Here is a 14,919-nt window from a genome sequence, read left to right as displayed (position 1 = left end):
CGCGCGCTGTCAACAAACGGTGACTTGCCTTTAGTCCAACCCGGATGGCGGAATTTGTCGGCCGTAAATTCACGGTGCCGAAACATCTTCAAGTCAAGGTCGCGGGCGATGCAAAACCGGATGGTATGGCCGTCATGAAGCCGGGCAACTCGGCGCTGGAAGTTCGAGGGTTAACGAAGCGTTTTGACCGCCTGGCGGTCGACAGCCTCGATCTCACCATTCACGCCGGCGAATTCTACGCCCTGGTCGGCCCCAACGGCGCCGGCAAGACCACCAGCTTGCGCATGGTTGCGGGCCTGCTGCGGCCCGATGCCGGCGCGGTCTCGATCTTCGGCACCGATGCGCTGGAGAATCCCACCGCCGCCAAGCAGGTGATGGCCTGGGTCTCCGACGAGCCCATGATCTACGACAAGCTGACCCCGCTCGAATATCTCGAATTCGTCGCGGGGCTCTGGGGCATCGCCCCGTCGGCCTCGGAACCGGTCGCGGAAGAGCTGCTCAGCTCGCTCGGGCTCGAGGCGCACCGGCACGAGCGCTGCGAGGGCTTTTCCAAGGGCATGCGCCAGAAGGTCGCTCTCGCGGGAGCACTGGTGCACGATCCCCGCCTCATCATCCTCGACGAGCCGCTGACGGGGCTCGATGCCGTCTCCGCCCGCCACGTGAAGGGCCTGCTCAGCGCGCGCGTGCGTGCCGGCTGCACCGTGATCATGACCACGCATATTCTCGAGGTCGCCGAGCGCATGGCCGACCGCATCGGTGTGATCGCGTCCGGGCGCCTGGTCGCCGAGGGCACGCTCAGCGAGCTGCGCCAGCGGAATGGCCATGCCGACACCAGCCTGGAGGATCTCTTCATCGCGCTGGTGACGCTTCAGGCTGCGGCATGAGCTCGGCAACCGCGCTGTCCTGGTTTGCCCGCCACGAGCTGCGGCTCGCCTGGCGCGAATGGGTCGCCATGATGACGGGCGGCCGGCGCAAACGTACGCGCGCTGCCGTGATCGGCCTCGTCTGCTTCGCCGCGCTGCTGCACCTGCCGGCCTGGGCAGTGATCGGCCGTTTCGCCGACCTGCAGCTGCCGCTCGACAAATCCTCGCTGATCGTGATTTCGGCGACGATCTTTCTCGCCTGGACCTTGATGCTGTCGCAGGCGATCGAATCGGTGACGCGGGTGTTCTACGCCCGCGCCGATCTCGACCTGATCATGTCCTCGCCGGCGACCTTGGCCAATCTGTTCTCGGTCCGCATCGCCGCGATCGCACTGACCGTCACCGTGCTCGCGCTGCTGTTCGGGACGCCCTTCATCGACGTTCTCGTGATCGGCGGCGGCGTGCGCTGGCTCGCCGCCTTCGGCGTCGTCGTTGCGATGGGCCTGTCGGCCGCGGCGATCGCCATCGCCGTCACCATTCTCCTATTCCGGCTGATCGGCCCGGCGCGAACGCGCCTGATTGCCCAGATCCTCGCCGCGATCATCGGCGCCGGTTTCGTGATCGCGCTTCAGATCGCCGCGATCATCTCCTACGGCACGTTGTCGCGCTTCACCATCCTGACCTCGGGGAGCCTTGCCGCCTACGCGCCTGATATCGGCAGCATCTGGTGGTGGCCGGCCCGGGCAACCATGGGCGACAGCGAGGCGCTGCTGCTGCTTCTCGCGCTCGCTCTGGTGCTGCTCGGAAGCGTCATGGCGATATTCTCGCATCGATTCGCCGACACCGCGATCGATGCGGCGGCGTACGGCACGTCCGGCCGCGTCCGCGCCACGGAGCGCCCGTTCCGCGGCGGATCGCGCCAGCAGGCGCTGCGGCGCAAGGAATTCATGCTGCTGTGGCGCGATCACTGGTTGATCTCGCAGACATTGATGCAGCTGCTCTATCTGGTGCCGCCGGCGCTGCTGCTCTGGCGCAATTTTGCCGAAAGCTCCGCGGCTCTGACGCTGATCACGCCCGTGATCGTGATGGCGGCGGGACAGCTCGCCGGCGGGCTCGCCTGGCTGACGATCTCCGGCGAGGACGCCCCCGACCTGGTCGCAACAGCACCGTTGACGCCGTCCAGCGTCATCCGCGCCAAGATCGAGGTGGTGCTGATCGCAATCGCAGTCATCTTCTGCCCACTGGTCGGAGCGCTGGCCTTCGCCTCGCCGCTCCAGGCCGCGGTGAGTGCCGGCGCGATCATCGTCAGCGCGGCCTCGGCGGCCGCGATCCAGCTCTGGTTCCGGGTGCAGGCAAGGCGCAGCCAATTCCGCCGCCGCCAGACGTCTTCGCGGCTTGCAACCTTCGCCGAAGCCTTCTCCTCGATCGGTTGGGCCGCGACCGCCGCGCTGCTGCTCGCCCTGCCGCTGGCCGGCCTCATCAGCGGCCTGATCACCGCGAGCCTCGTCGCCCTTACCTGGAAGTTCAGCCCCAGGCGGGAGTAAGAGCGGGAGTGGGGGCCTACTCACTTGAAAGTAAGGCTAAATCGCCTTACTTATCGGGGAGCAAGGATTGAGGCTCCGATGAGTACGCTCACTGTCACGGCAAAGGGGCAGGTTACGCTCCGGAAGGATCTCCTGGAACACCTCGGTGTACATCCGGGCGACAAGATCTCGATAGAAAAACTTCCTGGGGGACGAGTTGAGGTGAAAGCCGCTCGACCAACCGGAAAGATTTCGGATGCCTTCGGCTTCCTGAAAGGGAAAACGAACAATCGATCACTGTCGATCGAGGAAATGAACGAGGTCATTGCTGACGCTTGGGCCGGTAAGCGATGAAGATAACACCCGATACCAATGTCCTGGTGCGGGTTCTGGTCGAAGATCACGCCGAACAGAGCAAGGTGGCCGAAGCCCTTCTCAAGAAGGCAGACCTCATAGCCATTTCGATCCCCGCATTATGCGAGCTGACCTGGGTTCTCTCTCGAGGCTACAAGACTTCGGCTGCCAATATCGCGGCTTCGATCCGGCACTTAATCAATGCCTCCAATACGGTTGTTGACCGGCCCGCAGCCGAGGCCGGATTGGCGTTCCTTGATGCCGGGGGTGATTTCGCCGATGGTGTCATCGCCCACGAGGGCAACTGGCTTGGAGCCGATACCTTCGTCTCTTTCGACAAGAGGGCCGTGAAACTGATCGAGGCAAGCGGCGGATTGGCGCGAATACCCTAGCGCGCGATCCTGCCACGTCAGGTCTCGAAGGCCGGCTGCGCGCTGCGCACTGCGGCAGCCTTGCGCCGATCCGTCAGGCGCCTGACCCAGTTCCGTCCGGGCTCTTCCACGAAGCGATAGGTTGCAACCGACAGCAGCACGGTCGACAGCAGCATTGCAATTTGCAGGAGATCCCCCAGCCAGAGCGATCCATTCAGGGAGACCACCTTCGTCGGTTCATGGCCCGAGCTCAGCGCGTAGGAAACAAACAGCTCCATATGCCCGAGACGTTCGACGACCATGAGGATCGCCCGCACAACGGCTCTGACGAGCGGATGCAGCATGTAGATCGAATAAGTCAGTGTGCCGATCATGAGCATGGATGGCGCCGTCAGCCGACGGCTGACCGCACCGGCCTCACGCGCGAACACCAGAACGACCAGCGTGAACACCATGGGCGACGCCACCTGCAGTATGACGTTGCTTCCGGCGACCGAAACATAGAACACGACGAGCATGACGCTCGCCGCCTCGAGCCATGTTTCGCCTGATGGCCCCAGGCGTGCGCGCAACACCGGGAAGCGCTCTCGCAAATCGAAACAGACAACGCCGAGCGCAAAGCCATAGAGGCAACGCACGAGACCATAGTCGTAGGTCGCATTCATCCCATCGGGGCTGATGGTGGCGAGCACGGCCGGTCCGACCATGATCGGGAGCAGCCAGGGCAAGATCGCCGGCCCGATCCGGCTTACGACGACGGCGAAGATCGCATAGGCGGCGAACTCGGTGCTGATGCTCCAACTCGCGAAGTTCAGCCAGTTTTGCGGATTGATGCCGAGGCCCTGCAGCAGAAGGACGTTTGTGACGATGGCCTGGAGAAGGTTGGGACGGATGCCGTCCTTCGCAGCATCAATGGGAATGAACAGCAGCAACGTCACGAGATGCAGGGGATAGATGCGCCCCAGCCGCAGCACGAGAAAGCGGCCGGTGCCAAAGCCCTCGGCAAGGCGCGAGCGATAATTCGAGGCGATGACAAAGCCGCTCAATACGAAGAAGAAGTCGACGAACAAATAGGCGTGTCTGGTGAGTGGCAGGAAGGACAGATGGCTGATCACGTCGAAGTGAAACAGCGCAACCATGCAGGCGCAAATGCCGCGCCAACTGTCGAGCGCATGATATCGGGTGACGTTTTCAGCCGAGGCCATCGGAAACGGGTAGGCAGAAAACGCGACTGTCACAAGCAAGGGTTGAATACATGCTTAATGTGGCACGTGGTCGCGGAACCACGCAGCGCCCGCTTCGACTGATTGACCGTCGATGACTTGAAAAATCTAGAGTTGAAGTCCCACGAGCGGACACAGCCGACAAGTTTCGGACAGCATCGTCTCTTTTTCAGACACCCTCCCTCCAGCATCAGGACTCGATCTCTTGACAGGTGCCCCACAGACCATCGCCATCCTTCAAACCTATATGGCGAACCTGATCGCCACCCTGCAGGCCAGAACGGGAAATCTGAAGATCAACCTGGTCACCGATCCCGAGTTCGGCGCCGATCCAACCAACACGGTCGACAGTACCGCAGCTTTCGCCGCCGCTCTCGCAGGTCCCGCGGTGGCGGTCATCCCGCCGGGCACCTACAAGATCAACAATCTCGTTATTCCCAGCGGCGCCTGCCTGATCGGCTATTCCGCCTTTGGGTATGGCAACTCCGACGGCGTCAGTAACAAGATGATCCTCGTCGCGCTGAGCAGCTCGACGGTCCGCGTGTTGAACGTCGATGGCGCCTCGAACGTCATGCTGGCAGGTTTCCAGATCGACTGCTACTCGCCCTGAACAACGTGCAGAACGCGACCTGCGGCAATGACTCGCCGGCGGTCTGGGCGCGCGAAAGCGGCACCAGCGGCAACATCAGCTTCGTCGGCAACGACCTCTCCGGCACGACCGTACCCATGCCGATGGCGCTCGCCAACACGTGGTCCGGCAATCTTCCGACAAGTTACACGTTCTCGAACAATCTCGGCCTGCTCATGGACGAGCGGACGAGCGGACGACCCGTGGTCAAGAGCGGCTTTCCCTATCAGGACCTGCAGAACATCAACCTGTCGGCAAGCTCGACCGGCAGTACCGGAGGGTGGTGCACCGACAATCACGCCGTCGCCGGCGTTCGGAACCATAGGCACCAGCGGCTATATCGGATTCGGGTCCGGTACGCTGCAGCTCGGTTGGACCGGCATCGCCGCGGATGTCTCGACCTATGCGCTGAGCGTCCAGAACACCAGCGGTGCGACCCACTATGTCACCGCCCAGCTCTTCTGAGCTGCGTCACTTTTCCGAATCATGCCCTCGGCGGCATGACGCCGGAACAATTCGAAGATACAGTGACCGGATCGTCGACTGAATGGCGGACGGATCAGTGATGTCACGACTATGGCTGGCGGCTTTGGCGTTCCTCGGCTGGCTGCTGACCCCTGCCTTCGCCCAGCAGCCACAGCGCAGCGAATGCCTGGCGATGGCCAATGCGGCGCCGCGGGTCATGCCGGTCGTCTTCAGGCAGGCGACAGCTGCGGCCGAGGTCGAGATCACCTATGCCGGCCACTCCACCTATTTCATCGACACGCCCGCCGGCTTGCGCATCGCGACCGACTATAGCGGCGCATACCAGGTCGGGCGGCTGCCCGATGTCGTCACCATGAACCGGGCGCACAGCACGCACTACTCTTTGTACCCGGACAAGCGCATTCCCCACGTGCTGCATGGCTGGAGCGACGACGGCAAGCCGGCGATCGTGTCGGAGCGTATCAGCGACACCTTCATCCGCAACGTCACGACCGACATCCGCCGCTATTACGGCGACGATGCCGGCAGCGACATGATCCGCGACGGCAATTCCATCTTCATCTTCGAGGCGGCCGGCCTCTGCATCGGCCATCTCGGCCACCTTCACCACAAGCTGGACGACAGCCATTTTGCCCAGATCGGACGGCTAGACATCGTGATGGTGCCGATCGACGGCACTTACACCATGTCACTGGACGGCATCTCCGAGATCACCAAGCGGCTGCGCGCCTCGGTGGTGCTGCCGATGCACCGCTTCGCCACCCCGCTAGACGACTTCATGCGCCGGATCGGCCAGGAGTTCGAAATCGACCGGCGCATCGAGCGCTCGTTCCGGATGTCGCGGGATACGCTGCCGACGAGCCCGACCGTGATCATCCTCGACGGGGTCTGAGCGCCAGAACCGGAACGCATCAGCCGTCGACGATTCGGTTGCTCCGAGAGCCACGTCAGTCGGAGCAATCATGAACAAGCGGTTCCTCGTCATCGGCTCTTTTGCGGCAGCGCTTTGGTTGATCATTTCCGGCAGCGTGATCGGATTCGTCGCCTACAATTGGCTGCTCGAGAGCGTATCGACCTCCTTGGTGTCGACCTATACCTTCGTCAACCCGGTGATCGCGATGCTACTCGGCACCCCTGTGCTCGGAGAGCCGTTCTCTCGCATGATCCTGGTGGGTCTCGTCGTTGTCACCGTTATCGTCATCTCGCGCGCTGAACGCAGCCGCAAGACCTGACGACGGCAATTTTCTCCAAGTCGCCCGCGGCTCGTTCGTGCTGAAATCTCCGCAACAGGAGAGCAACATGAGCGACTTTGCGAGACTTCTGCACGCGAGCGGGCCGCATCCCGAACACGAGGCGGCGCTTCGGCTTTACGGCCGCTTCGTTGGCGACTGGAACAGCGAGATCACGGTACATGCGCCTGATGGCGCCAGGCACACGGCAATTGGCGAAATCCACTTCGGCTGGGTGCTGGAAGGCCGTGCGATTCAGGACGTCTGGATCATTCCCCGGCCTGCGGGCAGCCCAGCCTTTCCGATCGCCGGCAATTGGTACGGCACGACGCTGCGCGTCTACGATCCGGCCATCGATGCGTGGCGGATTTCCTGGTTCGATCCGGGCCGCCGCGTGTTCCGGCAGCAGATCGGCCGTCCGCGTGGCAACGACATCGTGCAGGAGGGCACGACCGAATCCGGCGAGCTGACGCGCTGGAGCTTTACCGAGATCACGGACGATTCCTTCCGTTGGCTCGGCGAAGCCAAGTCCGCAGCGGCACAGGATTTTCGGCTGATGGTGGAGGTCAAAGCACGACGGCGCAAGGCTATGACACCAGCGGACCCATGAAACGAGAAGAGGGGCCGGAATGCTGGTCCCGACCCCTCTTCGTCGTGGCCGCTGGGAAGCGTCCTTGAAAAACCTTGTTGTCCGCTTTAGCCGGCACCCATCAGCGAGGCGGGACGGCGTTCGCCGGTCAACGCGAACATCTTCTTCAGCTTGTTGACGGCGCGGATCAGGAAGCCGATCATCACCGGGTTGGTCTTGCGGCAGAAGGCGATCTTCTTGACGTGGCCTTCGACATGCCATTTGACATGCGCCCCGTCGCGGAAGAAAATGACGTCGCCGGGGCCGTAGCGCTTCGGCGGCATGCCATCACTTTCGAGCACGATCGATCCTTCCATGATCATGATCGTCTCATCGATGTCATAGTACCAGTTGAAGCGGCCCTCGGTGCAGTGCCAGATGATCGTCTGGGCAGTGCCGTCCGCGCTGGTCGACAGGACGCGCGAGCGGGATACCGGATTGCCCTCGATGATCCAGGACGGCTCGATCGGCCGCAGCTCGAGGTCCACGTTGCAACTACCGATTTCAATCAATGCGCGCGACATCTGCGTCCCCAGGAGATATAAATATGAATGGGCGGGTCTCGGCCCGGATTGCTTCGAAAGAAGCTGGGACGCTAGTAGCCGGTTTTTAATTCTTTCTTACGCAGAGCTCGACAATCAGCCCCTAGTTGCAAGTGCGAAACGGTTAACGTCGCGATTTCCCTGCAAATCCCTACACATGAACCGATCTTTTCCGGGGTGCGACAAAGTGCGCGAAGTATCGGAAGGAGCCGCACCGATGCCCCTCACGCCCGAGGTTCTGACCGCCAACGGCGAGGTGGTCGCCCGGCTCCGCAGCCTCGACATCTCCTTCGCGCCGGACGAGGAGCCGCAGGCGGCGACCTCGCCGAAATGCGCCGCGCGCGGATGCGCTTGAGGCGACACTCGACCACGAGCATGAGGTCAATGAGGCTCGCGAAGAAATCCGCGACGCGCTCGAGCTGCCGGAGAAGGATGATCCCGTCGGCGCGCTTTACGAGGCCGTGGCGGCTTCCGATGCCATCGTGCGCGCCACCGATGGCAGCCCGTTCACGACACTGTTCAACCGCTTCAGCATCGACAACAACCCGATGCTGCGCAACGCGGCCGCGTGAGGGTTGACGCTTGCGAGCTTGAACCTTCAAGGATCGTCATGCCCGGGCTTGTCCCGGCCATCCACGCCCTGCTACGGAAAAAGAAGAACGTGGATGCCCGGGACAAGCCCGGGCATGACGAGCAGCAGCGCTACTTCGCCCATTCGCCCTTGCGGAACACGGGCACCTTGCTGCCGTCGGCCAAAATGCCGTCGATGTCGGTCTCGGCCGAACCGATCATCCAGTCGATATGGATCAGGCTCTGGTTGCCGCCTTGCGCCGCGATCTGCTGCGGCGTGAGCTGGGCGCCGTTGACGAAGCATTTCGAATAGCACTGGCCGAGCGCGATATGCGAGGCGGCGTTCTCGTCGAACAGCGTGTTGTAGAACAACAGTCCGCTCTGCGAGATCGGCGAGGAATGCGGCACCAGCGCCACTTCGCCGAGGCGCCGCGCGCCCTCGTCGGTGTCGAGCACCTTGTTCAGCACTTCAGCGCCGCGCGAGGCCTTGGCGTCGACGATCTTGCCGTCCTCGAAGCGCACCGCGATGTTGTCGATCAGCGTGCCCTGATAGGACAGCGGCTTCGAGCTCACGACATGACCATAGACGCGGCGGCAATGCGGGGTGGTGAAGACCTCTTCGGTGGGAATATTGGCGTTGCAGCTGATGCCGTTCTTGGAGAGTGACGCGCCGCCTTCCCATTCGTGACCGTCGGCAAGCCCGATGGTGAGGTCGGTGCCGGGACCCGAATATTGCAAGGCGCGGAAGCGCTGGCCGTTGAGCCAATTGGTGCGTTCGCGCAGCACCGCATTGTGGCTCGCCCAATTGCCGATCGCATCCTCGCGATCGACACGGGACGCGGCGAAAATCGCATCAGCGAGCTTGCCGACCGCGATGTCCTCGGGATCATCAGGGAACACCAGCTTCGCCCAGGACGGGCTCGGATAGGCGATGATGTTCCAGTTGGTGTCGAAATTGACGATCTTCTCCAGCGCGGGCTGATAGGCCATCGAATTGGCTTTGCTCGCACGCGCCACTTTGGAAGGATCCTCGCCGGACAGCAACATGGGATTGTCGCCGACGATGGCGAGCCGTGCGGTGTTGTCCGAAAACGCCTTGGCCATGCCCTCGTAGAGCCAGCCGGCGGCACGATCGAAGCTGTTGTCGTGACCGTGGCGGTAGCGCGCCAGCGTCATCTCCTCGTCCGACAGGATCGGCGTCACGAGGCCGGCGCCGGCCTTGTAGGCATGCACGGCGATCCGCCGCACCAGCGGCAGCGCGATCGCGGGCGCGGTCAGCAGCAGGTCCTGTCCCGGCCGCAAGCCCAGGCCCACTTTCACCGCCACCTCGGCCAGCCGGTCGAGCTTCGCGGGATCGATGGGAGTGGAAGTATTGCGTTGATCAGTCATGCCGGGCCCTCTGCCGAAAGTCTCTCACTCAATCTAAGTCTAGCATCGCAAGACACAAGTGTGCGAGCGTCTTGCAAGGCGTGAAAGATACGCGGTTTCACGCATTTTGGTTTTCAACGCGTTGCCGATTTCAGCACCCGGTCGACCATCGCGGGCGCGAGCCCGAGGTAATTTTTCGGTGAGGTGAGCGCCTCGATTGTGGCGCGGTCGATGCGGCTCGATATCCGTGAATCGGCGGACAGCGCATCGGCAAGGCTCATTCCCTTCTCGGTGGCCCGACGGCAGGCGTCATAGACGACGTCATGCGCCTCCTGCCGGCCGATCTGCGGCGCGAGCCCCATCATGACCGCTTCGGCCACAATCAGGCCGCGGCTGATCGCGAGATTGTCGTTCATCTTCGCCTCGTCCACAATGAGGCCTGCGAGCGCAAACTTGGCTTGGTGCAGCGCGCCGGCGGTCAGTACGAAGCTTTCGGGGATCGCCATCCATTCGGCGTGCCAGGGACCGGTAGCTCGCTCGAAATCCTGCACCATCGCGTCCAGCATCAGGCCGGCGTGCTGGCGCACCGCCTTGGATGCCGCAAGCATCAGTTCCGATGAAATCGGGTTGCGCTTCTGCGGCATGGTCGAGGAGGCGCCGCGCCCCTTGACGAAGGGCTCGTAGACCTCGGCGAACTCGGTCGAGGCCATGATCATGATGTCGAGCGCGATCTTGCCGAGCGAGCCGGTGACGAGGGCGAGGAAGTTCACCGCCTCGGCAAAGCCGTCGCGCGCGACGTGCCATGTCGAGGCGGGAACGCCGAGCTTCAGTTCGGTGCAGAGCGCCTCCTGCACCTCGAACCCCTTGTCGCCAAGCGAGGCCAGCGTGCCGGCAGCGCCGGCGAACTGGCCGACCAGCACGCGCGGCTTCAGCTGCGCCAGCCGCTCGGCGTGGCGGTCGAACATCGCGAGCCAGATCGCGGTCTTGTAGCCGAAGGTGACCGGCAGCGCCTGCTGCAGGTGAGTTCGACCCGCCATCGCCGTGTCGCGATGGCGCTTCGACAGATCAGCCAGGATCTTGCGCAGCTCGGCGATGTCGCGTTCGACGATCTCGAGCGCGGCCTGCAGTTGCAGCACCACGGCGGTGTCCATGATGTCCTGCGTGGTCGCGCCCCAATGCACGTAGCGGCCGGCCTCGCCGCATTGCTTCACCATCTGATGCACCAAAGGGAGGATCGGATAGCCGACGATGTCGGTCTCCTGTCGCAGCAGATCGAAATCGAGCGCGCCAACCTCGGTCCGCGCCGCGATCGCTGCGGCGGCGTCCTGCGGGATCACACCGCACTTCGCCTCCGCCTTCGCCAGCGCCACCTCGACCTCGGCGTAGCGCGCAACCGTCGCGACGTCGGAGAACACCTCGCGCATCTCGGGCGTGCCGAAGGCGTCGCGAAACAGCAAGGAGTCGAGCACGGTGGTGGAGGCGGGGAAAGCAGGCATGAGCGTTTCTTCGTGGTTGGTGTTTGGTGTGAAGGCAGCTTACGCAGGCCACGTTTTTCGGCAATGGACATTCACCTTTCGCCACATCTGCCGCGCTCCGGCTTTACAACGGCGCGTCGCGCACGATGTCAGCAGCGCACGAAGAGCCTCGGGATGACGGTGTTGGATGGACGAATATGATCGCCTCGGCGATCGGCCCCAGACCGCAACATTCAAGCTGCGGTCGTATTCCCCTCCGGAAACGGCATGGCAGCCATCACGCAATCGCGATGAACCAAGCGCCACCTTCGCCAGACACACGATTTTCGACCCAAATTTCATTTTGTCGTTTTGCTTGCCCGATTTCGAAATGAGGCCTGAGTTCTCGACGTGCAGTTTCTGTTCCGGGACCACCTTCTCGATACCGACCGGCGCGAGCTGAGCCGCGAGCAGGTTCCCGTTGCCGTGGAGCCGCAGGTTTTCGATCTCGTCGTCCACCTCATGCAGAACCGCGACCGGGTGGTCAGCAAGGACGAGCTGATCGACAAGATCTGGCACGGGCGCAGTGTGTCCGAATCGACCCTGACCAGCCGGATCAACGCGGCGCGCAAGGCGATCGGCGACGATGGCGCGAGCCAGGCGCTGATCCGCACCATCACCCGCAAGGGTTTTCGCTTCGTCGGTGATGTCCAGACACAACACGGCGCGGTTCCGCCGGAACCGGTCCGCATCGCCCAACCTCAGGCAGCTTTCGCGCTACCCGAGCGGCCCGCGATCGCCGTGCTGCCCTTCACCAATATGAGCGGTGAGGCCGAGCAGGATTATTTCTCCGACGGCATCAGCGAGGACATCATCACCGCGCTGTCGAAGCTGCGATGGTTCTTCGTCGTCGCGCGCAACTCCTCCTTCGTCTACAAGGGCCGCGCCGTGCACATCCACGAGGTCGCGCGGGAACTCGGGGTGCGCTACGTCGTCGAAGGCAGCGTGCGGCGGAGCGGCGAGCGGGTGCGCATCTCGGCCCAGCTCAACGACGTTTCGACCGGCAGCCATCTCTGGGCCGAACGCTACGACCGCGAGCTCGCCGACATCTTCGCGGTGCAGGACGAGATCACCGAGGCGATCGTCGCCGCGATCGAGCCGCAGCTCTATGCCGCCGAAAGCTTCCGAGCCCAGCAGAAGCCGCCGGGCAGCCTGGATGCATGGGACCTCGTGATGCGCGCATTGTCGCATTACTGGCGCATCACCCGCGAGGACAATGCCGTCGCGCAAAAGCTGCTGGAGGAAGCCGTCGCGGTCGATCCCGCCTACGGCAAGGCGCTCGGCCTGCTCGCGACCAGCCATATGTTCGGCGCGCATATGGGCTGGGCCGACATGGCCGCGACCGCGCCGGTCGCTGAACGTGCGGCGCTCGCGGCGGTGGAGGCCGACCGCGAGGATGCCTGGGCCCATCACGGCCTCGCGTACACCTATCTGTTCCGCCGCCGCTTCGACGACGCGCTGGCTGAATTCGAATTGGCTTTGAGGCTCAATCCGAATTTTGCCATGGCGCATGCCTTCCACGGCGTGACGCTGTGCTATGCCGGACGATGGCAGGACGGCGATGCCGCCGCCCGCCGCGCACTGCGGCTGAGCCCGCGCGACCCGCTCGCGGCGATCTATTGCGGGGTTGCTGCCTATGCCCGGTTCGTCGGCCGCGACTATGAGGGGGCCGTGCGGATGGCACGGGAATCGATGCGCCAGCGCGGAGATTTCGTCGGCGCACACCGCGTGCTGACGGCCGCCGCCGGCATGCTGGGCAATCCGGTGCTCGCGGCTTCCGCCCTGGAGGGCCTGCGCCGCGCCCAGCCCGAGGTCTCGCTTGCCTGGATCACGCGCGAGCTGCCGATGCTGCGGGAGGAGGATCGTGCGCATTACCTCCAGGGCTTGCGGCGCGCCGGACTGAAATAGCCGTGGCGCGATGATGGCGGTGGACCTCCCCGTTGTCCATGGGGAGTGGAATTAAGCTGCGCCAATCGGCAAAGCACGAATCTTGCAAGCGCCCGCGGCATGAATGTCTTCGCGGAGTGCCCTTCAACGTACGACACGATCATCGTGGGCGCCGGCTCGGCCGGCTGCGTGCTGGCCAACCGCTTGTCGGCCGATCCAAGCCGCAAGGTGCTGGTGCTGGAGGCCGGTCACGCTGCCCCGCCCAACCTCCGACATTCCGTCGGACTGGCCGACGATGTTCAACACATCAGTCGATTGGGGCTTTCACACCGGGCCGCGAGCAGGCTGCCGCGGACGGCGCATCTACTGGCCGCACGGCAAGATGGTCGGCGGCTCCGGCGCGATGACAGCCGCCCCGATGTCGAGCCCGATCTCCAGCTCTATGGCGCGATCAGCCCGCACCGCGACTATGTGCGCTTCCTGTCGTCCAAGCCGGGCATCACCCTGCATGCGACCTTGCAGCGGCCGAGGAGCCGCGGCCGGATCACGCTGCGCTCGGGCGACCCGATCGAAGATCCCGCGATCGATCCCGGTTATTTCGCGTCGGACCCGAGTGGCAGCGACATCGTGACCATGATCGAAGGCGTGCGCATCAACCGTCGCATCGCAGCGCAATCACCGCTCAAGGAGATGATCGAAAGCGAGGTTACGCCGAGCGCGGAAGCGACCAGCGACACCGAGATCGCCGACTATGTCCGCGGCCATTGCACGACGCTCTATCATGCCGCCTCGACCTGCCGGATGGGCGCGGACGAGCTGGCCGTGGTCGATCCCAAACGATTGCAGGTGCGCGGCATCGACGGGCTGCACGTCGCCGATGCCTCGGTGGTCCCCGATCATGATCTCGGGCAACATCCAGACGCCGACGATCCTGATTGCCGAATGCGCAGCTGCGGCGATCACTGACTAGGCGCTAATCGTCGTCAGGCCCGAACAGCCTGATCTGCGGGAAGCCGCCGCGCGGCCGGCTCGCGGAATCGCGCGCATCGGAATCTTCGCGGATGTTGCGCGCAACGTCGTCCCAATCGGTGCGGTCGCGCATGCCGCGCGGCTCGCGGAATTCATAGTGCCGGCGCTCGGCCCAGCGCTCGCGACGCTCGGCTCGGCGCCGTTCGGACGCGGCGCGCTTCATGTCGGAATCCCTGGCCTTGGCATAGGCGTTGTTCGACGGGGATGACGGCTCGGTGGCGGCCTGCTGCTCGGCAGGTTTTGCTGCCTGTGGTGACGATGCCGGGGCCGGCTTGGACGGCTCGACTGCAGCGCCTTGCGAGGACTGCGGCGGCGGTGGTCCAGCATTCGCCGACGTGGTTTGCGTATCAGGCTTTGCGGCTTCAGGTTTTGCTTCGGCCTGCGCGGGTACTGCGATCATCGCGCCAAAGGCTTGGGAGCCGGTGAGATAATTGACGCGCTCGGACGGGGCATTCGCGCTCGCTGGCGTGGAAGCCTCCGTGCGCTGCGTCATCTTGCCGGTGTTCGGGCCCTGCTTGGGCGCGACCGGATTCATGATGTTGCCGGCAACGATACCGCCGCCGAGACCGATGGCGATGGCCGCGATGATGGTTCCGGCACCGACAAAATAGGCTGTCGCGGCGCGCATTCATCCACTCCTGTTTTGGAGCGGGCAACGCGTGGGGATTGCCAGATGTTCCTGATGGCCGCGGCTCCTCAAAGAG

At 63.7% G+C, this 14,919-nt stretch carries 17 protein-coding genes; 12 read left to right on the top strand and 5 right to left on the bottom strand.

The genetic code is table 11. The features are described 5' to 3' along the window. Positions 1-134 precede the first annotated feature (134 nt). The 4 genes from P6U28_RS35470 (at position 135) to P6U28_RS35455 (ending at position 3,132) form a co-directional block, all read left to right on the top strand. Positions 135-884: an ABC transporter ATP-binding protein gene (locus P6U28_RS35470; protein ID WP_162500655.1), complete on the top strand. Its 750-nt coding sequence runs from the start codon at positions 135-137 to the stop codon at positions 882-884. After that, the gene (locus P6U28_RS35465; RefSeq protein ID WP_407120683.1) at positions 881-2,407 is read left to right on the top strand and encodes a permease; all 1,527 of its coding nucleotides are present in this window, start codon (positions 881-883) and stop codon (positions 2,405-2,407) included. The genes P6U28_RS35470 and P6U28_RS35465 overlap by 4 nt, the downstream gene beginning before the upstream one ends. A gap of 78 nt (positions 2,408-2,485) precedes the next feature. After that, positions 2,486-2,740, top strand: a complete 255-nt coding sequence (locus P6U28_RS35460) for an AbrB/MazE/SpoVT family DNA-binding domain-containing protein (RefSeq protein WP_122405874.1) — start codon at positions 2,486-2,488, stop codon at positions 2,738-2,740. Next, complete coding sequence (locus P6U28_RS35455; RefSeq protein ID WP_122405875.1) at positions 2,737-3,132, top strand: type II toxin-antitoxin system VapC family toxin; 396 nt, start codon at positions 2,737-2,739, stop codon at positions 3,130-3,132. Before P6U28_RS35460 ends, P6U28_RS35455 begins: the two co-directional genes overlap by 4 nt. Positions 3,133-3,149: 17 nt before the next feature. Here the strand turns inward: P6U28_RS35455 and P6U28_RS35450 are convergent, their stop codons facing one another. After that, positions 3,150-4,316, bottom strand: coding sequence for an acyltransferase (locus tag P6U28_RS35450; protein WP_122405876.1), 1,167 nt, complete (start codon positions 4,314-4,316; stop codon positions 3,150-3,152). Between the two features lie 223 nt (positions 4,317-4,539). Between P6U28_RS35450 and P6U28_RS35445 the strand changes: the two genes are divergently transcribed. The 5 genes from P6U28_RS35445 (at position 4,540) to P6U28_RS35425 (ending at position 7,287) form a co-directional block, all read left to right on the top strand. Then, entirely contained in the window at positions 4,540-4,944 is a 405-nt protein-coding gene (locus tag P6U28_RS35445) for a glycosyl hydrolase family 28-related protein (RefSeq protein ID WP_129142764.1), read from the top strand. A 5-nt stretch (positions 4,945-4,949) separates the two neighbouring features. Continuing rightward, complete coding sequence (locus P6U28_RS35440) at positions 4,950-5,528, top strand: hypothetical protein (protein WP_122405878.1); 579 nt, start codon at positions 4,950-4,952, stop codon at positions 5,526-5,528. Next, on the top strand, positions 5,528-6,340 hold the full coding sequence (locus P6U28_RS35435) for an MBL fold metallo-hydrolase (protein WP_122405879.1): 813 nt from the start codon (positions 5,528-5,530) through the stop codon (positions 6,338-6,340). The genes P6U28_RS35440 and P6U28_RS35435 overlap by 1 nt, the downstream gene beginning before the upstream one ends. Positions 6,341-6,410: 70 nt before the next feature. After that, the gene (locus P6U28_RS35430) at positions 6,411-6,680 is read left to right on the top strand and encodes an EamA family transporter (protein WP_244607827.1); all 270 of its coding nucleotides are present in this window, start codon (positions 6,411-6,413) and stop codon (positions 6,678-6,680) included. A gap of 67 nt (positions 6,681-6,747) precedes the next feature. Continuing rightward, positions 6,748-7,287 (top strand): hypothetical protein, encoded by a 540-nt coding sequence (locus P6U28_RS35425; protein WP_162500471.1) that lies wholly within the window; start codon positions 6,748-6,750, stop codon positions 7,285-7,287. An 86-nt stretch (positions 7,288-7,373) separates the two neighbouring features. On the opposite strand, the gene P6U28_RS35420 is transcribed toward P6U28_RS35425, so the two are convergent. Continuing rightward, positions 7,374-7,829 carry a cupin domain-containing protein gene (locus tag P6U28_RS35420; protein ID WP_162500472.1) on the bottom strand — a complete coding sequence of 152 codons (456 nt, stop codon included), beginning with the start codon at positions 7,827-7,829 and terminating at the stop codon, positions 7,374-7,376. A 235-nt stretch (positions 7,830-8,064) separates the two neighbouring features. Between P6U28_RS35420 and P6U28_RS35415 the strand changes: the two genes are divergently transcribed. Further along, a complete protein-coding gene (locus P6U28_RS35415) occupies positions 8,065-8,202 on the top strand; it encodes a hypothetical protein (protein ID WP_244607828.1) in 138 nt (45 codons plus the stop codon). A gap of 347 nt (positions 8,203-8,549) precedes the next feature. On the opposite strand, the gene P6U28_RS35410 is transcribed toward P6U28_RS35415, so the two are convergent. Together P6U28_RS35410 and pcaB are read right to left on the bottom strand one after the other, a co-directional pair. Next, complete coding sequence (locus tag P6U28_RS35410; protein ID WP_122405882.1) at positions 8,550-9,806, bottom strand: aminopeptidase; 1,257 nt, start codon at positions 9,804-9,806, stop codon at positions 8,550-8,552. A 113-nt stretch (positions 9,807-9,919) separates the two neighbouring features. Then, entirely contained in the window at positions 9,920-11,281 is a 1,362-nt protein-coding gene (pcaB, locus tag P6U28_RS35405) for a 3-carboxy-cis,cis-muconate cycloisomerase (RefSeq protein WP_122405883.1), read from the bottom strand. A gap of 369 nt (positions 11,282-11,650) precedes the next feature. Between pcaB and P6U28_RS35400 the strand changes: the two genes are divergently transcribed. Both P6U28_RS35400 and P6U28_RS35395 read left to right on the top strand, forming a co-directional pair. Then, positions 11,651-13,207 (top strand): winged helix-turn-helix domain-containing protein, encoded by a 1,557-nt coding sequence (locus tag P6U28_RS35400; protein ID WP_122405884.1) that lies wholly within the window; start codon positions 11,651-11,653, stop codon positions 13,205-13,207. Positions 13,208-13,306: 99 nt separating this feature from the next. After that, positions 13,307-14,152, top strand: a complete 846-nt coding sequence (locus P6U28_RS35395) for a GMC oxidoreductase (protein WP_244607829.1) — start codon at positions 13,307-13,309, stop codon at positions 14,150-14,152. Positions 14,153-14,159: 7 nt separating this feature from the next. Here the strand turns inward: P6U28_RS35395 and P6U28_RS35390 are convergent, their stop codons facing one another. Next, complete coding sequence (locus tag P6U28_RS35390) at positions 14,160-14,843, bottom strand: hypothetical protein (RefSeq protein ID WP_122405885.1); 684 nt, start codon at positions 14,841-14,843, stop codon at positions 14,160-14,162. Positions 14,844-14,919 lie beyond the last annotated feature (76 nt).

The sequence above is a fragment of the Bradyrhizobium sp. STM 3561 genome, assembly GCF_045571455.1.
Taxonomy (GTDB): Bacteria; Pseudomonadota; Alphaproteobacteria; order Rhizobiales; family Xanthobacteraceae; genus Bradyrhizobium; species Bradyrhizobium vignae.
Note: the sequence above shows the minus strand (reverse complement) of the source record. Positions and strands in the feature narration are given on the sequence as shown.